The organism is Shewanella mangrovisoli (genome assembly GCF_019457635.1).
Classification (GTDB): domain Bacteria; phylum Pseudomonadota; class Gammaproteobacteria; order Enterobacterales; family Shewanellaceae; genus Shewanella; species Shewanella mangrovisoli.
On record NZ_CP080412.1, the window covers coordinates 2,708,390 to 2,727,345 of the forward strand.

16 protein-coding genes are annotated in these 18,956 nt (G+C 49.7%); 9 read left to right on the forward strand and 7 right to left on the reverse strand.

Translation table 11 applies throughout. The features are described 5' to 3' along the window. Positions 1-15 precede the first annotated feature (15 nt). Entirely contained in the window at positions 16-810 is a 795-nt protein-coding gene (pdsO, locus tag K0H60_RS11835) for a sortase-associated OmpA-like protein PdsO (RefSeq protein WP_220055840.1), read from the reverse strand. Positions 811-1,041: 231 nt separating this feature from the next. On the opposite strand from pdsO, the gene pdsR reads away from it, so the two are divergent. The 3 genes from pdsR to K0H60_RS11850 all read left to right on the forward strand — a co-directional run bounded on the left by pdsR (position 1,042) and on the right by K0H60_RS11850 (position 5,250). After that, entirely contained in the window at positions 1,042-1,734 is a 693-nt protein-coding gene (gene pdsR, locus K0H60_RS11840; protein ID WP_220055841.1) for a proteobacterial dedicated sortase system response regulator, read from the forward strand. A 32-nt stretch (positions 1,735-1,766) separates the two neighbouring features. Then, positions 1,767-3,926 (forward strand): proteobacterial dedicated sortase system histidine kinase, encoded by a 2,160-nt coding sequence (gene pdsS, locus K0H60_RS11845; RefSeq protein ID WP_220055842.1) that lies wholly within the window; start codon positions 1,767-1,769, stop codon positions 3,924-3,926. Positions 3,927-4,050: 124 nt separating this feature from the next. After that, entirely contained in the window at positions 4,051-5,250 is a 1,200-nt protein-coding gene (locus K0H60_RS11850; protein WP_220055843.1) for a cystathionine beta-lyase, read from the forward strand. Between the two features lie 96 nt (positions 5,251-5,346). Here the strand turns inward: K0H60_RS11850 and K0H60_RS11855 are convergent, their stop codons facing one another. Both K0H60_RS11855 and yegD read right to left on the reverse strand, forming a co-directional pair. Next, complete coding sequence (locus K0H60_RS11855) at positions 5,347-5,820, reverse strand: CreA family protein (protein ID WP_374922148.1); 474 nt, start codon at positions 5,818-5,820, stop codon at positions 5,347-5,349. A 51-nt stretch (positions 5,821-5,871) separates the two neighbouring features. Beyond that, a complete protein-coding gene (gene yegD / locus K0H60_RS11860) occupies positions 5,872-7,326 on the reverse strand; it encodes a molecular chaperone (protein ID WP_220055845.1) in 1,455 nt (484 codons plus the stop codon). A 324-nt stretch (positions 7,327-7,650) separates the two neighbouring features. Between yegD and ppk1 the strand changes: the two genes are divergently transcribed. Both ppk1 and ppx read left to right on the forward strand, forming a co-directional pair. Next, positions 7,651-9,813 carry a polyphosphate kinase 1 gene (gene ppk1 / locus K0H60_RS11865; protein ID WP_220055317.1) on the forward strand — a complete coding sequence of 721 codons (2,163 nt, stop codon included), beginning with the start codon at positions 7,651-7,653 and terminating at the stop codon, positions 9,811-9,813. Between the two features lie 42 nt (positions 9,814-9,855). Next, complete coding sequence (gene ppx / locus K0H60_RS11870; RefSeq protein WP_220055846.1) at positions 9,856-11,412, forward strand: exopolyphosphatase; 1,557 nt, start codon at positions 9,856-9,858, stop codon at positions 11,410-11,412. An 85-nt stretch (positions 11,413-11,497) separates the two neighbouring features. Here ppx and K0H60_RS11875 read toward each other — a convergent pair whose 3' ends face one another. Next, on the reverse strand, positions 11,498-12,367 hold the full coding sequence (locus K0H60_RS11875) for an ion transporter (protein ID WP_220055315.1): 870 nt from the start codon (positions 12,365-12,367) through the stop codon (positions 11,498-11,500). A gap of 157 nt (positions 12,368-12,524) precedes the next feature. Between K0H60_RS11875 and K0H60_RS11880 the strand changes: the two genes are divergently transcribed. The 3 genes from K0H60_RS11880 (at position 12,525) to K0H60_RS11890 (ending at position 14,227) form a co-directional block, all read left to right on the forward strand. Next, a complete protein-coding gene (locus K0H60_RS11880) occupies positions 12,525-13,040 on the forward strand; it encodes a L,D-transpeptidase family protein (RefSeq protein ID WP_086904218.1) in 516 nt (171 codons plus the stop codon). Positions 13,041-13,121: 81 nt separating this feature from the next. Beyond that, on the forward strand, positions 13,122-13,730 hold the full coding sequence (locus K0H60_RS11885) for a VOC family protein (protein ID WP_220055847.1): 609 nt from the start codon (positions 13,122-13,124) through the stop codon (positions 13,728-13,730). Positions 13,731-13,966: 236 nt separating this feature from the next. After that, complete coding sequence (locus tag K0H60_RS11890; RefSeq protein WP_011717351.1) at positions 13,967-14,227, forward strand: DUF5062 family protein; 261 nt, start codon at positions 13,967-13,969, stop codon at positions 14,225-14,227. Positions 14,228-14,308: 81 nt separating this feature from the next. Here K0H60_RS11890 and K0H60_RS11895 read toward each other — a convergent pair whose 3' ends face one another. Then, positions 14,309-15,229 (reverse strand): M23 family metallopeptidase, encoded by a 921-nt coding sequence (locus tag K0H60_RS11895; protein WP_220055848.1) that lies wholly within the window; start codon positions 15,227-15,229, stop codon positions 14,309-14,311. Between the two features lie 67 nt (positions 15,230-15,296). After that, entirely contained in the window at positions 15,297-16,172 is an 876-nt protein-coding gene (locus tag K0H60_RS11900) for a 6-pyruvoyl trahydropterin synthase family protein (RefSeq protein ID WP_220055849.1), read from the reverse strand. A 579-nt stretch (positions 16,173-16,751) separates the two neighbouring features. Between K0H60_RS11900 and K0H60_RS11905 the strand changes: the two genes are divergently transcribed. After that, the gene (locus K0H60_RS11905) at positions 16,752-17,753 is read left to right on the forward strand and encodes a cytochrome-c peroxidase (RefSeq protein WP_220055850.1); all 1,002 of its coding nucleotides are present in this window, start codon (positions 16,752-16,754) and stop codon (positions 17,751-17,753) included. A gap of 138 nt (positions 17,754-17,891) precedes the next feature. Here K0H60_RS11905 and yejK read toward each other — a convergent pair whose 3' ends face one another. Then, on the reverse strand, positions 17,892-18,920 hold the full coding sequence (yejK, locus tag K0H60_RS11910; protein ID WP_011622980.1) for a nucleoid-associated protein YejK: 1,029 nt from the start codon (positions 18,918-18,920) through the stop codon (positions 17,892-17,894). Between the last annotated feature and the right edge of the window lie 36 nt (positions 18,921-18,956).

Genomic DNA, 18,956 nt, shown 5'->3' on the forward strand with positions numbered 1-18,956 from the left:
ATTGATATTGTTGAACTATTCGGTCACGCGGCTCGCCATCAGCCCTTGGTTAGGCTGCATGGTCAGAGTGACTCGGCGATCGAACACATCGGATTCACTATCTTGCTGATCATTGAGTGGCATTCTGGCGCCGAAGGCTTGGGTGGTGATCCGCTCAGGGGCTACGCCTTGCTTAATTAAGTATCCCCGCACTTCTAACAAACGTTGCTCCGAGAGCGCTTGGTTGTAGGCCAGATCACCGCGACGGTCGGCATAACCTTTCAGCTCGAGATTGGACTCGCTCGAGCGCTTCATCACCTTGGCGACATTGTCTAATTGGGGCAAAAAATGGCTTTCAAGCTCCGACGAACCCGTACGGAACTGCACATTCATGCCCAGCGCCAACTCACTTAACAATTGTTGTTGCTCGGCGAGCAGCTCATCGAGTTGCTTTTGGGTTAAGGCGTATTCGGCGGCGCGTTGCTCGCTGGCCTGTTGTTTGGCCGATAAGCTCGCCAGTTGTTGGCGCTGCAAGGCAATATGCTGTTGCTGGGTTTTAACTGTGTCAGTATCGGATACAGATTGACCGATTAAGGTGCCGGTAAATCCGCCGATAATGGCGCCAACGGGGCCGCCCACTAGGGCACCAAGTAACGCTCCACCGCCAAGACCTATCAGCGCTTCGCCATCATCCTCATCTTGCTCAAGCATCTCAGTCTGTGGCTCTGAGAGCACGGGCTGATTTTGCAGAGATACTCTTGCCGATACGCTGGCGAGGGGCGCGGCGAGTACACTCAGTACCAAGATATTAATCAGCGTCTTTTTCATCATCTCATTCCTTTTGATTTGTGCAGCGCTTACCCGCCTAAGTCATTAGCGCGGCGGGTAAAACGGAATGAGCTTATTAAACACAAGCGCCATGGCATAAGCGGGGATGGAAAATGGCAATGCGACTATCAATTGTGGCAACAAAATGGCAATTGCATTTGGGAGCTTTTTTCAGAAATAAATTCCTGTATAGTCACGAAAACTTATCCCTAGCAGTCAATAGGAAGATGGCTAATGAAACGTATCGCCATTGTTGAAGATGAAGCGGCCATTCGCGAAAATTACAAGGATGTGTTGCAGCAACACGGTTACAGTGTGCAAACCTATGCCGACAGGCCATCGGCCATGCTGGCGTTTAATACCCGTCTGCCGGATTTAGCCATTATCGATATCGGCCTTGGCAATGAAATTGACGGCGGTTTTATGCTGTGTCAGTCCCTGCGCGCCATGTCAAACACGCTGCCGATCATCTTCTTAACCGCGCGGGATAGCGATTTTGATACAGTGTGCGGCCTGCGTTTAGGCGCCGATGATTACCTGAGCAAAGAAGTGAGTTTCCCCCATTTGACCGCTCGCTTAGCCGCGCTGTTTCGCCGCTCTGAGTTAGCCACCAGTCAAACGCCGCAGGAAAATTTACTGGAGCGCGGGCCGCTCACCATCGACGCCAATCGGATGCAGGTTTCTTGGAACCAGATCCCGATTGAACTCACAGTTACCGAATTTTGGATGGTGCACGCCTTGGCCAAACACCCGGGGCATGTCCGTAGCCGTCATGAGCTGATGCAAGAGGCGAAGATTTTTGTCGATGACAGCACTATCACCTCCCATGTGAAGCGCATCCGTAAGAAGTTTATGGCCGCCGCGCCCGAATTTGATTGTATTGATACCGTTTACGGCATGGGCTATCGCTGGGACAGCCTAGTCTAAACCATGCCAAGTAGCAGATTAGCCAGCATTCTATGACACGTTTTCCCTTCGGTCTTCGCACTAAAGTTATTGGCCTTAGCCTGTTTTTACTCTGCCTACCTTGGCTGGGGTACCAATATGTGTGGGAGATGGAAAAATACCTGCGCCACGGTCAGGAACGCACCTTGGAGGGCACAACTCAAGCCTTAGCGACCGCCTTACATGAGCGGCCCAAGCTGTTCGACGGTCAGGCCAGCTTTTTAAAGCAGGTTGAAAAGAGTCGCGATCTCTATGCTTACCCCCTCGCGGGCGCGATCCTGCTCGATGGCAAACTCAATGAATGGCAGGAATATCAGCACAGATTTATCCAGTACGGCGAGGCGAATCTCATCATGCGCGCCGATCCCAGTACGCCGCTCACCTTGAGTTTTACCCATATGGTGGGTCAGTACGATGGTTATCTGTATGCCTTTTTTCAGGTGGTCGATCCCAATGTGGTGTTTCGTGGCAAAAATGCCTTAAGCGTTGATAGAAACGATCACCTGTCGATTGCGACCCTTGCCCCCGACAATAAATTTAAACGCTATATCGTGGCCACGACTCAGCCTGGCTGGATCAGTGCCTTCGAGCTGCCCGCCAACCCTAAGCAAACCGTGCCCGTGACGCCCGAAGTCCGGATTCAAGGACAATGGGCCACCACGGATGTGGGCTACAATATCGAACTGCGTATCCCTTTAGATATGGTGGGCAGTAAACTCGGATTTGCGATTTCCGATGTCAACGACAGCAAGTACCGCGATATCACTGCCGTTGTCGGCACCTCCGCCTTAGATACCGTCGATAAACTGGGTACAGTCTTAGTGCCATCACCCGAAATTGAAAACATTATCAAAGGGATGAGCCACTACAGCTCACGAATTTGGGTGGTCGACAAACACGGCCGTGTGCTCGCGAAGTCCGGCGATATCCGTTATAGCAACAGTGTCTGGACGCGCACCCTCGATGATGAAAACAGCAACTCTATGTGGCAACGTTTTCAGCGCGACTACCTGCACCCGCTCTACTATAAAATCCTCACTAAACCACCTAAGGATTTTATAGATTCTCTGCAGGACTCGACCGAACTCGACGGCAGCCATATTCAAAAGGCGCTCGCAGGACAACAAAGTTCGACCTGGCGACTGACGCCAGACAATAAGGCTGTGGTGCTTGCGGCAGCCAGCCCCATTTGGATTGATAACAATGTGATGGGCGCCGTGGTGGCCGAAGAAACCACCCACGGTATTCGCACCCTGCGTAACCGCGCGCTGGAAAAACTGTTTAACGTGATCCTGACCATTATGAGCATGGGCACCTTAGCGCTGTTTTTCTTCGCCTCGAGTATTTCCAATCGTATCCGCAAACTGCGTGATGAAGCCGAAAATGCTATCGACAGCCAAGGTCGTGTGCGTAACCATTTAAAACCCTCCAAAGCACGGGACGAGATTGGCGACTTATCCCGCAGTTTTGCCAGCATTGTCGGCCGTTTAGGCCAATACACCCATTATCTAGAGAATATGTCGTCGCGCCTGTCCCATGAGTTACGCACGCCGGTGGCAGTGGTGCGCTCCTCGTTAGAGCACTTAAATCTGCAAACATTAGATAAAGACACGCAAAAGTACGTCGATCGCGCCCAAGAAGGGGTGAGCCGATTAAGCATGATTTTGAACAATATGAGTGAAGCGACGCGCCTTGAGCAGAGCCTTACTCAGGCCGATGTGGCTAAGTTTCCGCTTTCCCAAGTGGTGAGCGGCTGTATGCAAGGCTATCAAATGACCTACCCTGAGCAGCAGTTTAGCGTCAAAGTGCCCGAGCAACCTTTAATGATGCAGGGCGTGCCCGAATACATCGCCCAATTGATGGACAAACTTATCGCCAACGCCATCGAGTTTTGTCATCAAGGCAGTGCGATTGAAGTGACTCTCACTCAAGTTGGCAAACAAGCTACTTTGCTTATCAGTAACTTAGGGCCGCAGTTGCCAGTGGATATGTCGGAGCAGATCTTCGATTCCATGGTCTCGGTGCGGATCAATCAAGCCCAAGACAAACCTCACCTCGGCCTAGGTTTGTATATTGCGCGGCTCGTAACCGAGTTCCACCAGGGGAAAATTTTGGCCCGCAACCGCAGCGAAAACGATGGGGTCGATATACTGGTCACCCTGCCGCTGAGCTAATCCACCCTCTGCAACTTGAGGCAAACTCATCTGTGTGCCTCCTACCATTTTCACGGGCAGATGCTAAGATGACGGCCATCACAATGGATAACAACATAAAAACTGACTCGCCAAGGTAAGCCCTATGACAGATAAACATCAGCTAGCCACCCAAATCGTCAGCGTCGGTCGAGATAAAAAATGGACCAAGGGCGTGATTAATCCGCCCGTATTTCGCGCATCCACTATCGTCTTCGACACCATGGAAGACATGCGTCACGCAGCCAAAAACAAGACCAATGGCGAAATGTTTTATGGCCGCCGCGGCACCCCAACCCATTTTGCGTTTCAGGCGGCGATCAGTGAGCTCGAAGGTGGCGCAGGCACGGCGCTGTATCCCTCGGGTGCGGCGGCGATTAGCGCGGCTTTGTTATCGTTTTTACAGGCGGGCGATCACCTGCTGATGGTCGACAGTGTTTACGAGCCAACCCGCGATCTTTGCAGCCATATTCTGGCGGGCTTTAATATTGAGACCACCTATTACGATCCCCTGATTGGTGAAGGCATCCGCGCGCTTATTCGCCCCAATACTAAGGTGCTGTTTTTAGAGTCTCCCGGCTCCATCACCATGGAAGTGCAGGACGTCCCGACCCTCTGCCGTATCGCCCATGAACACGGATTGGTGACTATTCTAGACAACACTTGGGCCTCACCAATCAATAGCAAGCCCTTCGAGATGGGGGTCGATGTGTCGATTCAAGCCGCGACCAAATATATCGTCGGTCACTCTGATGTGATGATAGGCACCGCGACCGCCAACGAAAAGCACTGGCCACAGCTGCGTGAGCGCAGTTATTTATTGGGGCAAACGACCTCCCCCGACGATGTGTATCTCGCCACGCGCGGATTACGCACCCTAGGCGTGCGCATGGCGCAGCATGAGAAAAATGCCCTTAAAGTGGCTAACTGGTTGAAAACGCGCCCCGAGGTTGACCATTTACGTCACCCAGCCTTTGATACCTGCCCAGGACATGAGTTCTTTAAACGAGACTTTAGCGCCGCCAATGGTCTGTTCTCCTTCGTGTTAAAGCAAGGGGATCAAGAAGCAGTCACCGCGCTCGTTGAAAATATGCAGCATTTTAAAATGGGCTTTTCTTGGGGCGGTTATGAGAGTCTGATCCTAGGAATTTTCGGGATTGAAAAAATCCGCAGCGCTACTCAGTGGGATGCAAGCAAGCCGTTGATCCGTTTGCATATTGGCCTAGAAGATCCCGATGATTTAATTGCCGATCTCAGCGCGGGCTTTGAGCGCTTTAATGCCGTACTCGCCGCCAAGGCCAAATAAAGCTTAAACAACTTATATGTTAAACAACGAAGGCGGGAACTTATCCGCCTTCATTTTGCCCCGCCATCGTATTACTTCGGCTTCAATCCACCTTTACTATTTTGGCTGCGCCGCGCTTATGGCGGGGTCAATCCACGCCTGTGAACCATATAAAGGCACGGTCGATAAGGCATGTTTGTGGCTACCATTGGTCTCTTTGGTCGAATAGGACAAATACAGCAAGGTTTGATTGGGTGCATCGTAAATTCGGCGCACTTTTAAGCTCTTAAATAAAATGCTTAAAGATTCGGTAAAGACCACTTCGCCGTGTTTGCTCTTATCGATGTTGGCGATATCGGCGGCGGAAATCGGCCCCGTTTGCCGGCAACTTATGCCCATATCCGAAGGATCGGCAAAATCGAGGTTCGCTTCGATACGGCTAATATGGCAGGTCACCCCAGGGATTTTAGGATCCTGCTTGGCATCGATAATCACATCCTTAGTGGTAAATAACCCAAGGCTCACTTTACCGACATCATCGCCACAGCCCGAGAGTACCGTCCCCGCCAGCGTCACGGCCAGCAAAGACATCAAAGCCTTATTGACTCTTTTCATCTGTTTATCCTTATTCATCATCCTTCCCTATTGAGCAAAACACTTTTGTGCCCAGCGCGTTAATCCCGCCGTCACCGAGCCAAAGTGGTCACCGACGACCACTGGGGTATCGGGATAAAGGCTAGTGATTTTAGCGTAAATCGCTGGGCTACGCGCGGTGCCACCCGTCACATAAATCACATCGGGTTTGCACTCAAGACTATCGGCATCCACGGACAGCTCCTCTGGCGCTAAGCCATTGCCCGCAAGACTCTTTGCCGCTTGAGTCAACGCTTGGTGCATCAGCGCCTCTACCTTGGTGAGCGAAGGCTCGATCGCCGTTTCAAAGCCCGTGCGGCTCACTTCGGCTCGAAGTGATGCTTCAATAAAGTCCAGCGCACTCTGCGTCGTTTGCGCCTCAGACAGGGCAATTTTGGCGCGTTCGGCTAGTCGTACAATTTGGTAGCTTAACTGTTGTTGCTGCACTTTGAGCAATCTTTTTAACAGCTGCGGCTGCTCGGCCTCTTTAATGAGTTCATCAATCAGTTTGCGAGTGCTTAGGGTGGCAAACTCGCGCTGGGCGCTAATATCGTTGACGGCGACCGCATTCCAAAAGGGATTGCTTGGCATAGGTTTGCCATTACTCATCAGCGAGCCTAAACCAAAGTGCGGCATAAAGGCATTCATCGCCAGCGCGATATCCAAATCGTTCCCGCCAATCCGCTGGCCGCTGTGGCCAAGGCAATCGGCACTGCGATCGAAACTCGCCTGGTGCTTAGGCCCCATTTTGACCACGGAGCAGTCGGTCGTACCGCCACCCACGTCGACCACCAGCACAGTTTGGTCGGCACTGAGACTCGCCTCATAATCCATCCCAGCTGCCAGTGGTTCGAATAGGAATGCCACATCGACAAACCCCGCCCGTTTCGCGGCTAAGGTTAAAATGGCCTCGGCTTGACGGTTGCTCTCTTCACCACCAATGCCTTGAAAGTTCACTGGGCGGCCAATCACCGCATGGGTAATGCTAGTCTGTCCCTCAGATGCGACGCCCTTTTCAGCGAGTACGGCTTCGGCGCGCACTTTAATGTGCTGCATCATTAAGGTGACTATGTCTTCAAACAGGGCGACTTGCTCAGGCCTAAGACCCGTCGCCCCTAAAAAGGATTTTGGCGAACGGACATAAAAACCTTCTTCCGGCATTTCAAGATAAGCGGCCACGGCCTGCTCACCCACAAACACCGCTTGGGTTTCGGCATCGAGATCTAATTCATGGCGCACCATACGGGCGCGGCTCAATTGCGCGGCGCGCTTCTTGGCATAATCCGCTTTTAACGCCTGCGGCAAGCCACGGTAAACGGCCTCGGCAATGAGCTCTCTATCCATTGCATACACAGTGGAAGGTAAATAGGCTGAATCGCTCGATAAGGGTAACAGTGAAACGTCATCTCCCTGCATGATCCCAACGGCACAGTTGGCACTGCCATAATCAAATCCGACAAACATCCGCTTACCCCTACAGTCAAACCACAATCAAAAAGCCGAGCAAGGTAACACAGTTTGCCCCAATCCCAAAGGAAGCCCCGCACAGTTCCCCTGCTTTACCTTGTAAATTTGCGGCTAAATACAAGTTCATTTTAAAGTCACATTTCTGTCACACTTGTCATCAATCTGACATATTCAGCTCGTATCTTTGAGCGCATATCACTTTCGCCTGAAGGGGAAATGGTCTGTAAATCCCTTCATTTTTCAGTAGCAAATCTGATTGCACTCCGATGGATGAATGCTATTGTATATTGCGCCATGACGCTTGCTTAAAGGAGCTGTGCAGTGTCCCCGAATACCGATAAACTGTCGATCGATAAAGAAATCTCTTGGTTGTCATTCAACGAGCGGGTGCTGCAGGAGGCCTGTGATCCCAATGTGCCGATCGTGGAGCGGGTGCGCTTTTTAGGCATATTCTCCAATAATATGGATGAGTTCTTCCGGGTGCGGGTGGCCGCGGTCAGACGCTCAATTCTGCTCTCTGCGCTGCAGGAAGGTCGCAGCAATAGCCGCCATCTAATGGCCAAAATTCAGACCAAAGTGATGGCATTGCAGGAACGTTTCGACAGCATTTACGTCGAGCTGATGCGTGAGTTAGTCCGCCGCAATATTTTGTTAATCAACGAAAAACAATTAAGCGAGTTCCACAGTAACTGGCTTAAAAAACATTTTCGCGATCATTTTAAACGCCATATCGCGCCACTTATCGTCAACAACAATCGCGACCTAGTGAAGCATATCAACGACGACGCCACCTATCTGTGTGTGTGTTTGTTCACTAAATCCCGCAGACAATATGCCCTTGTGGAAGTGCCCACCAAAAATGTGCCGCGTTTCATTGAGTTACCCGCCGAAAAATCGAAGGCGAAAAAATACTTAATCCTGCTGGATAATATTATTCGCCACTGTGTGGACGATCTCTTTGGTCCCTTCTTCGAGTACGATGCGATTGAAGTCTATTCGATGAAGCTGACTCGCGACGCCGAGTTCGATATTACCGACGAACTTGAGCAGACCCAGCTTGAAAAAATGACCAAGGGTTTGAAAAAACGCCTGACCGCCGAACCCGTGCGCTTGGTATACGACAAAGAAATGCCCGAACATATGCTTGAAATGCTAAAGGAAAATTTAAACATCAGCTCGACTGAATGTTTGATCCCCGGTGGGCGTTACCACAGCTTTAAAGACTTTATCGGCTTCCCCAACCCTAGCCGTGATTACCTCGAAAACGAAAAATTGCCCGCGCTCAACAGCTCGGGCTTTGGCCGCAGCGCCAACAGTTTCGATGCGATCAAAATGGGCGATATTATGGTCAACTATCCGTACCATAAGTTTTCCCACTTTACCGAAATGGTGCGTCAGGCCGCCTACGATCCTGCGGTGCGTTTTATTCGCATCAACCTTTACCGTGTTGCGAAAAAATCCCACGTGATGCAATCGCTAATCGATGCGGTGAAAAATGGTAAACAAGTCACCGCCGTGATTGAACTGCGGGCACGCTTTGACGAGCAATCCAATATCGAATGGACTCGGGTGCTCGCCGAGGCGGGCGTGAAGGTCCACCATGGGATCACCAGCTTAAAAGTGCACTCTAAGTTGTGTTTGATTGGCCGCGAAGAGCAAGGGGAGATGAAACTCTATTGCCACGTAGGTTCAGGCAACTTTAACGAAGGCACGGCGCGGGTCTATACCGATTTATCGCTGTTTACCGCCAATCAAGAAATCGCCCGCGAAGTAGAGCAAGTATTTGACTTGATTGAACATCCATACCGCCGTGATAACTTCCAGCATTTGATTGTGTCGCCCTATGATGCGAGACAAAAACTGACCCATTTGATTGATAACGAAATCGTCAATGCCCAGAGCCATATTAAGGCGGCGATTACCTTAAAATTAAATAACCTGCTAGATGAATCCTTAGTCCAAAAACTCTACGAAGCCTCAGCTGCGGGGGTCAAAATCAAACTGTTGATCCGCGGTATGTGCTCGCTTATTCCACAAATTCCGGGGATCAGCGACAACATTGAGATCTACAGTATTGTCGACCGATTTTTAGAACATTCGCGGGTGATGCTGTTCCACGCTGGTGGTGAGAATAAATTATTTATCAGCTCCGCCGATTGGATGAGCCGCAACATAGATAACCGCGTTGAAGTGAGTGTGCCTATTTATGATCCGCGTCTAAAACAAATGGTGATGGATATTTTATCGTTACAGTTCAATGACAACACTAAGGCGCGCATCATCAATAAGGAACAGAGCAATCCTTATCGTAACCGCGGTAATAAACGTAAAGTGCGTTCTCAAATTGCCATTTATCAATATCTGATTAATTATGAGAAGCGATTGCAGCAAGAATTTAGCGCCCAGCGCGAAGCCGCAAAGCTTGAAGCGGAGCACGCGGCGGAACTTGCCCACAATCCCGAATTACAGGCCAAAGCCAGCTAACGCTGGCTTTATCATCGTCTTGATTGCCTAAGGATAATCCGATTGGTTGCCACACATTCACAACCGCGACACTTTGTCGCTATCGACATGGGCTCAAACAGTTTTCATCTGGTTATCGCCCGTGAGCAAGACGGCAGCTTGCAAATATTGCACAAAGAAAAACAACAAGTTCAGTTAGCGACGGGTCTCAATGCGCAAAACATCCTCAGCGTGGATGCTATCGAGCGCGGCCTCAATTGCTTACGGGACTTTAATCAGCGTTTTTCGAACTTAGACCAAGCCCAGGTGCGTTTAGTCGCCACCCACACCCTAAGGGTCGCCAAAAACCGTGAGCAGTTTATTGAAGCGGCGCTCAGCATTATGCCCTACCCGGTGGAGGTGATTTCTGGCCACGAGGAAGCGCGCCTCATCTATAACGGCATTGCCCAAAGCCAAGTGCTGGGTAAACGCAATATCGTTATCGACATTGGTGGCGGCTCGACCGAAGTGGTACTCGGACAAAAAAATACCCCCACCCATTTATCGAGCCTGCGTTGTGGCTGCGTGAGTTTTAACGAGCGCTTTTTTATCGATGGGCAAATCACGCCGGCCTCATTCCGCGGAGCCCAAAGCGCCGCCGATAAACAATTTGCCTCGCTCTCAAAAGAATATTTCAGCGGCGATTGGGACTTAGTGCTTGGCAGTTCAGGTACAGTGAAGGCCATTTGCGAAGCGATTCAGGAAGATCATGGCGATGAAATCGTCACCCTCGCCCGCCTCAAACAGTTAAAGCTGGAACTGATTAAGTGCGGGCACATCAGCCAAGTGCACTTTGCCAATGTCGATGATAAACGCACGCCACTGGTGCCCGCTGGCCTTGCAATTTTAATCAGCTTTTTTAGGCGCTTACCCATTGAGAAATTGGAATTTAGTCCGGGCGCCCTGCGCGAAGGCGTACTCTACGAATTAGCGAAAATCGGCCAATATCAAGATATTCGCCACCGTACGGTCGACAGTATTGCCCAGCTTTACCATGTGGATATGCCCCATGCGGCCAAAGTGCGGGACACCGCCATGGCGCTGTTTGAGCAAGTCGCCGATGAATGGGGATTAAGACCCCATGCGCGTTTGCTGTCCTACGCTGCCACCTTGCATGAGATTGGGCTGCACATCAACTCAAAGGCATTGCATAAACACGGCGCTTATATCATCAGTAACAGTGACTTACCGGGTTTTAGTGAGGCGCTGCAACAGGATTTAGCCAGGCTTATCGCCAACCACCGTAAGAAACCCAATGAATTGCTACTCGCCGAATTAGAGCCAAGCCACAAACTCACCCTCATTCGTCTCGCCTGTCTGCTACGCTTGGCGGTGTTAGTACATTTAGGCCGTATCGCCAAGGCACTAGTGCTTGAGAAAATCCAAGTGGTTCCAGATGGACTCATGTTAGTGCTGCCCAGCCATAAACGTAAAATCAGTTTGTTTATGAAAGATTTGCAGCGTGAACAGAAACAGATGGCGGCTTTAGGAATGCAGCTGCGTTTAGTCTCTAGCCTTGGGCTGGATCAGGATAAAAATCTCAAGGTAAAAGACGACACACTGAACGCCGTCGCCAGCTAATCTGTTCCTCCTTTCTTATCCCTTCTAATCCTTCCTCCCTTAGTGCCGTTAACGCACTAAGGGATGAAGAAACCTACATTTGATGCTACTTATCTCCTTTCCCTTGGGGCGCTTCGAGCTTATCCAGCTCACAACCGCAACGATTACAATAGGTAGCATCGAGATCGTGCCCCATCTTATGGCATTGGTTGCAGGAGCGCAGATCCCTGTGCCGGCCAACTTCTTGGGAGATTTCCGCGGTTAAAATTCCCGTTGGGATCGCAATAATCGAATAACCCAGCAGCATAGTAAAAGCCGCAATCGCTTGACCTAATTCGGTTTTTGGCGTGATATCGCCGTAACCCACAGTCGTGATTGTCACAATTGTCCAGTAAACGGATTTGGGGATAGAGCTAAAACCATTCTCAGGGCCTTCGACCACATACATCACGGCGCTTAACACCATGATGATTAAACTCACCGAGAAGAAAAACAAAAACACCTTGCGGCTCGACTGCAGCATGGCCTTGAGCAGCAGATTACCTTCGCTTAAATAGCGCAGTAGTTTCAGTACCCTAAAGATCCTAAAGAGGCGCAGCACCCTGATCACTAAGGTGAAATTCGCCCCTGGAATAAACAGCGCCAGATAACTCGGCAATACCGACAATAAATCCACTAAACCGTAAAAGCTGCGGGCATACAACACAGGATGGGTCGCACAATACAGCCTTAAGCCGTATTCGATGGTAAAAATCAGCGTAAACACCCACTCTAAAACGCGAATGATGTGCCCATAATCTTGGTGAACCGCTTCGACCGTATCGAGGAACACCAACGCCACACTGAGCACAATACAGACCATTAAGCCGATATCGAAGTAGCGTCCTGCGGGCGTATCAGTGCCAAAAATAATGGTGCGTAGCTGATGTTTTAATGGGCTTTCGGTGTCTGGTTTTTCAGGCGACAGATCTGACATAGGGGAAAACTTCCTTGCGATAAAAAGCGTTATCTTTTCCAAATCCCCAAAGTCTGCCATGCAATTGCCACTAGCTCAAAATTATCTACTCACATAGAGATAAAATTGCGGTATGATGCGCGAAAAACCTATATCTGCGTCATTTTTAGAGGAAGACATGCGCGTACCCCTACTCACTAAAACAATTACTGTGGCCATGACTCTCGCCGCACTGATTTCACCCCAAGTGCTCGCCTCATCGGGTATAGGTAAAGTCGATTTAGTGGTGATCACTAAGTCTGAGTCCAATATGGCGCTATTAAGGGACGGCAAAATCCTCAAGCAATACCGTATTGCCATGGGTGACTTGCCGACGGGTCACAAGTTGACTGAAGGCGACCAACGTACACCGCAGGGCCGATATATTCTGGACTACAAAAAATCCGATAGCGCTTATTACAAGTCGATCCACATTTCTTATCCCAATGAAGAAGATAAATTAAGAGCCAAGGCGCTGGGGATCCGCCCGGGCGGCATGATCATGATCCACGGCCAGAACCCACGTTCACCTCTCTCTCCTGAGCAGGCGCAGCAATACAACTGGACCGACGGTTGTATCGCCATTACCAATGCCGAGATGGATGAAGTGTGGAAAGCCGTTGATGAAGGCACGCCCATCGAGATTTGGCCCTAAGCGCTAACTTTGATCAGCCCTATGCGACTCAACGCCCAGTCAAATGGGCGTTTTTATTTGTACCCGCTTTAAGGATGTTTTATGTCAACAATCACTACAGAGGCTGAAGTATTCAGCTACGCCGCACTAGAACAGACATGGCCTCATTTTGAGGCGAAGATCCTCACGTTTCTCGACCAATTAGGCTTAGCTGATAAAGCGCTGCATTGCGATCATGTCGCCTTGAGAGTGAACAGCATAGCTGCTGCCGATGCGCTCAAGCAGGCCTTTAGCACACGCGGGCGGATCATCTCGGATAATCAAATCAATGGCCGCACTATCCTTATCATCGAACTGGATAAGCCCTTAACATTAGGTAGCTTTAACATCGACTGTGTCGAATTACCCTATCCCGGTGATACCCTCTATCCCCAAGAAGGCTGGGAACATATCGAACTGGTTTTGCCTTCAAATGCCCATGACTGTGATGGCCTAAGCCAAGAACTGGCTCAGTTGAGCCCATCACTTGTGCCCTTACTCCAAGGGCAAGCGGCATCCTTAACCGAAGCGCCGATAAAAGTGAAATTCAGCTCGCCCAAGGGCGATAAAGAGCGCTTAGCCAACCCCACCATCGCCTTTAAACAAGCCGATGTCTGTATCAAAATTCATCCGCACAGCATAAAAGCGGTTATCGCCAGTGAACAGGCGTAGAGGAAACTGCAATCCATTTGCCCCCCTTCTCGAGAAGAGTGTGAGCCCCATACCAATTACTGACAATTGCTTGTATAAAACAGGCAGTTTGAGAAAAAGTCAGCAACAATAAAGGTAGAAATAGTCTAGTCTGTGACTATTAACGCTTTGATTCGCCATTAGGTTTTATCGATTTTTGTGTTATCGACCACGGGAATGCCAGCAAGCTTCCCGTGATATCCATAAGGACGCAGCGCATGAAACCCCACAAGCATGAAGCACAGCTACTCAAACTCGCCTTGGATATTGGGATCGGCTACGCCAAAAAACGTGGTTTTGACGACTTTGATAAGGGTGTGTCGCCCAAGGATAAAGTGGAATGTATTTATCGGCTTTTAGTAACCGATAATTTGATCCAACCCTTAGCCAAAGATAAGGAAGATGGCCCGAATATGAAGCACAAGCTGGTACTGTGGATCATCCGCCATCTGCCGACCGATCACCCGTTATTGCAATAAGCGCTCAAGCATAAAACAGGGCGCCAATGATTAGGCGCCCTGTTAGGAAATAAGAGATAGGCTAAGAGATAGTCGCAAGATTTACTTCGCGACTTTTTGCGCTTTCTGTGCTTTTTCCGCCGCCAGCACGGTCGCCATAGAGGGCACTATGGTTGTCGGATCGAGGCGCATTTGATACCAGTTCAATCGCCAATCTAAATGTGGGCCATTCGCTCGGCCTGTCGCGCCGACTTCCGCCACGGCTTGCCCTTGCTTAACGGTTTCACCCTCATTCACATAGAGTTTGCTTAAGTGCAAAAAGCTTGAACTCACGCCATAACCATGGTCGATGATCATAGTGCCGCCCGAATAAAACATATCGGGAACCGACAGGCTAATCACGCCATCGGCGGGCGCCACTACTACAGTGCCGGTTTTCGCAGCGACATCCACACCAAAATGTGGGTTGCCAGGCACATCGTTATAAATACGCTGACTACCATAGACGCCCGAGATCCTGCCGGTTAATGGCCAAATAAACGACTGTAAAAATGCTGTTTGCTCGCTAAAAGTGCCACGGGCCGCTTTCACCTGCGCCGTATCTTTGGCCGCTCGCTCCTGGGCCACGGGATCGGGTTTCATGATCTTATTACTGATGCCCTTAACGCTCTGAATATTGTATTCACGCTTAGTGACACTAAGCGGTTTGACTTCGGTTAAGCCATCAGGATAGACCAAGCGTAGTTCTTGACTCAGCTGCGCATCCCTATCAAAACCAAAGGCAAAATGGCCGTCTGGCGTCACTTTTAATGCCTCACCATTAAGACTTATCTGCGTGCCCGCCGGCGCTTTACCACGAATTAACGCGCCCTGCTCAAATTGCCCTTCAAAGCTGACCTGCGCCTGAGTCGATAAGCTAAACAGGGTTAAGAGCGACAAAACTACCGCCTTACAGTTGCGCGATGATGTATTCGGCAAGGTGTTTAACAACTTAGGTCGGGCATTAGGTAAAGCGTTTAGCATCTTCTCAAAAATCCTTATTCAAACAATAACGCCCTAAAGATTAGGGCGTTATAAAAAATCGACTGGGTTAATTGCCTTTGCTTACGATGGCGCCTTTCCCCACGCCTTCGTAGGCAATCACTGTAAATTGGCTTGAAGGCACTTTTGCCACTAAGGTGGTCGCCATATAGTCGGCCAGCAATTCAACCGTAGTATCGTGCGGGATCAAATCACAACATTCCTTGGGCATGGCCAGTTGGAAATCCCCCTGCGGCGCTTGATAGTGAAAGCCATAATGGCTGTCATCACTGATCCGCGTTTGTGGCGATAGGTTTAAGGTCTTCACTGACACTAAATCCTCCTCGCTACCGAGGTAGATATCGTGCCAACGCTTGGCCCAATATTCATCCCATTTCGGTGCCGGAATGCCGTTCTCAAACACTTGAACCGGGCTGCGATGACCATGGGCAATCCGCTGGCAATTGCCATCGTGTTTACGTAAACCATGGCTGTAATGATAGTAAGGCGAGTTCAGGATCTCATGTCTTAAGGTGAGGCTAATACCTTCGACATTATCGGGCAGAGTTTCCCGCAGTGCTTTTTGCAAAAAGGCATTAACGCTTGGAATATCAATCTGTTCCGATGGAACGAGTGCAAAGGCTTGGGAAGGACAAGCTAAGTGGATCTCACCGAGTGCGCTATCGAAATCCATCCATACCCGATCGCCTTGCTGCTGCCAACGCACGCCACTGTACGCAGTCGGCACCAATAAACGATGGTCAGCCACCGCATCAATTGTCTGTTTAATGGTTCGTTTCACTTTAGCGAAATCGAGCACCATATTTTGCTCGTCTAGACAGCCTTCTAATACCACATCGACAATCCAGCTTTCCCCCACCATGCCACGCTTTGGGCAAAGATAGGAAAAATCGATCACGGTTAAATCTTTAACAAACAGTTGCATTGACTCTCCTCGGCAGAAAAACAGTCCGCCTAAATAGGGATTGCGCCACTTAGCGATGGCCGAGCACGCTCACTTGGCCATAACCAAGCTTACCCAAACAGTAAATAAGGATTCTAATCAATTCTGCCTCGCCCCGCGACAAATGAATCCGCTGTTAGGCGCTTTTTATCTGTATGACACAACAAATGCACAAGCTGCGCGCATGAGTTAACCAATTCAATGGCTAATTGAATGGCTGAGTAAGCAAAAAGCAAAATGCTCTTACGCCACTCGCCCATCCCTTGCGCGCGGAAACATCTCGATAAGCCCGCCAAGGGTTACATCTGATCAATAGCGATGAATAGACGAGGGTAAATATTGGCTGGTTAATAGATACTCGCGATTAGCAGGTGAATTGCTAAACGAAACGCCACCCACCCTATCGAGATAATCAAACAAAAACAGCGAATTAGCTCACAAAAATCTAATCCACAACTGCGATAGACCCAATCGAAACAAGGCGTTATCTCTAAGGCGATTAAGCCGTTAGTATCGCCCTATAAACCACACACAAAACAAGGTTAATAAGGGAGAGACCAGATGATAAAACTCACCGCTATTGCGATCAGTATTATGGCCATGTTAGGCGGACACTACGCCGTTGCTGCCGAACCGATTGAAGTGATTACGCCTGCTAAAATCACTGAGCCAGAAAAAGTCGAGCTGGGTAAGATGCTGTTTTTCGAACCTAGACTGTCGAAATCAGGCTTTATCTCCTGTAATTCTTGCCACAATCTTTCCACCGGTGGCGTGGATGCCCTGCCCACATCGATTGGCCACCATTGGCAAGAGGGTCCAATTAACTCCCCAACCGTGCTGAACGCCGACTTTATGCTGGCGCAATTCTGGGATGGTCGCGCCAGCGACTTAAAAGAACAAGCCGCAGGTCCGATTGCCAATCCGAAGGAAATGGGCTTTACCCATGAACTCGCCACCGAAACCATTGCCTCGATGCCCGCATACCGCGCTCGCTTCACTAAGGTCTACGGTGATGAAAAAGTCGATATCGATCGTTTAACCGATGCCATTGCCGCCTTCGAAAAAACCTTAGTCACGCCGAATAGCCCCTTCGATCAATATTTATTGGGTAAACAGGATGCGATTAGCAGCGAAGCCAAAGCCGGTTACCAACTGTTTAAGGACAAAGGCTGCGTCAGCTGCCACAACGGCCCAGCGGTCGGTGGCACTATGTTTATGAAGATGGGCCTCATCAAACCGTTCCACACCAATAATCCTGCCGAAGGGCGTAAAGGCGTGACGGGCAAAGAAGCCGATAAATATGTGTTTAAAGTACCGACACTGCGCAATATCGAGCTCACCTATCCCTACTTCCACGATGGCAGCGTATGGACGCTCGAAGAAGCGGTTAATACCATGGCAGATATTCAGTTAGGGCAAAAGCTTACCGACAAAGAAACTAAGGAAATGGTGTCGTTTTTAAATTCACTCACAGGTGAACAGCCGCAGATCACTCTGCCAATTCTGCCGCCATCGAATAAAGCAACACCGCGCCCTGTGCCATTTGCGGCAGCGACCAAGTAATCCGAGCTAAACGGCACTTCAGATAAGTCGCTTTCGCGCAAAAGAGAAAGGCCGAGGATTCATCCTCGGCCTTTTTGTTTAATGCTGGCAGCTTAAAAAGCGGACGCTTAAAGCTTAAGTGACAATATCCCTAGCGGCTTATTCGCCCTTAAGACGTCTATCTAACTGGTCTTTTAGGTTAGCGGGCACGCCTTTAATCAAGAGCGTGTCGGAAATCGGATCGTAAATCACTCGCTGCCCTAAATGGCCACCATCGAAGCTAATGGTGACGCCGCCACCAGTACCCGAAAACTTCTTCAATTGTCTTAAGGTCGATTTATCGGCGGGAAATTCTTCATCCAACTCATAACTGCCGCCACGGGCAAAGTCATAGAAAGACTCCATACCTTGGTCGGCGAGTTCATCGGCTAAATCTTTGATCTCAATGTCGGCACCTTCGTCGAAACGCTCTGAGCAATACTCAAACACTTTGTTACGGCATTGCTGACGTTCTTCTTTGGTCAGATCGCTGCTGGCAACAAAATCTTCCACCGCATTCATTAGGGTCTTGTTTTGCGCCTTGGTATTTACGCCTTCGACACAACCCATAAAGTCGAGGAAAAAGTCCGCCACCTTACGGCCAGCACGTCCACGGATGAAGGAGATGTACTTGCGGGAGTCCTTATCGGCTTGCCATTCGGTAAGATCGATACGCGCCGCTAATTGAATATTGCTTAAATCTAAGTGGTTGTTTTGCGAAAGTTCCATATCATCGAGTACCGTCATCGATGATTTGGCACTCAACAGCGCCACAAACAAAAAGTCACTCGCCATACTGGTATAGCAGGACATCAACAGGAATCCACCTTGGCTAAAATCATATTTTGCCAACTCTTCCTGCAACAACTTACTGGCTTGACCGGTAAATTCGACAAAGCCTAAATCCCCTGCACGGTATTCCTGTAACGCATTGGAAAAGGCCGGATTAGCCTCACCGTCATCACCATGGATACCAAAATAGCCAAATCCTTTGCCGGATTTGCTGGTATAAGTCTGATGCAATTCTTCCAGCATCATCTCGACAGCCTGACTGTTCAGCAGAGGTTGAGGACGTAAACGGCAGCGTAATTGCCCCTGACTGTCCTGGGAAATCTCGTGAATAATTGCTTGTTCGATGTTAATACTCATAAGCCCTGATAGTGATGCTGGAATAAATCCGCTATT

Excerpts from the sequence above, each read along its gene's own strand:
- K0H60_RS11880 (WP_086904218.1), top strand. The coding sequence starts at position 12,525 with ATGCGCGTACCCCTACTCACTAAAACAATTACTGTGGCCATGACTCTC.
- K0H60_RS11900 (WP_220055849.1), bottom strand. The coding sequence starts at position 16,172 with ATGCAACTGTTTGTTAAAGATTTAACCGTGATCGATTTTTCCTATCTT.
- K0H60_RS11905 (WP_220055850.1), top strand. The coding sequence starts at position 16,752 with ATGATAAAACTCACCGCTATTGCGATCAGTATTATGGCCATGTTAGGC.
- K0H60_RS11855 (WP_374922148.1), bottom strand. The coding sequence starts at position 5,820 with ATGTCTTTGCTGGCCGTGACGCTGGCGGGGACGGTACTCTCGGGCTGT.
- K0H60_RS11850 (WP_220055843.1), top strand. The coding sequence starts at position 4,051 with ATGACAGATAAACATCAGCTAGCCACCCAAATCGTCAGCGTCGGTCGA.
- yejK (WP_011622980.1), bottom strand. The coding sequence starts at position 18,920 with ATGAGTATTAACATCGAACAAGCAATTATTCACGAGATTTCCCAGGAC.
- pdsO (WP_220055840.1), bottom strand. The coding sequence starts at position 810 with ATGATGAAAAAGACGCTGATTAATATCTTGGTACTGAGTGTACTCGCC.
- yegD (WP_220055845.1), bottom strand. The coding sequence starts at position 7,326 with ATGTTTGTCGGATTTGATTATGGCAGTGCCAACTGTGCCGTTGGGATC.
- K0H60_RS11895 (WP_220055848.1), bottom strand. The coding sequence starts at position 15,229 with ATGCTAAACGCTTTACCTAATGCCCGACCTAAGTTGTTAAACACCTTG.
- K0H60_RS11890 (WP_011717351.1), top strand. The coding sequence starts at position 13,967 with ATGAAACCCCACAAGCATGAAGCACAGCTACTCAAACTCGCCTTGGAT.
- K0H60_RS11885 (WP_220055847.1), top strand. The coding sequence starts at position 13,122 with ATGTCAACAATCACTACAGAGGCTGAAGTATTCAGCTACGCCGCACTA.
- pdsR (WP_220055841.1), top strand. The coding sequence starts at position 1,042 with ATGAAACGTATCGCCATTGTTGAAGATGAAGCGGCCATTCGCGAAAAT.
- K0H60_RS11875 (WP_220055315.1), bottom strand. The coding sequence starts at position 12,367 with ATGTCAGATCTGTCGCCTGAAAAACCAGACACCGAAAGCCCATTAAAA.
- pdsS (WP_220055842.1), top strand. The coding sequence starts at position 1,767 with ATGACACGTTTTCCCTTCGGTCTTCGCACTAAAGTTATTGGCCTTAGC.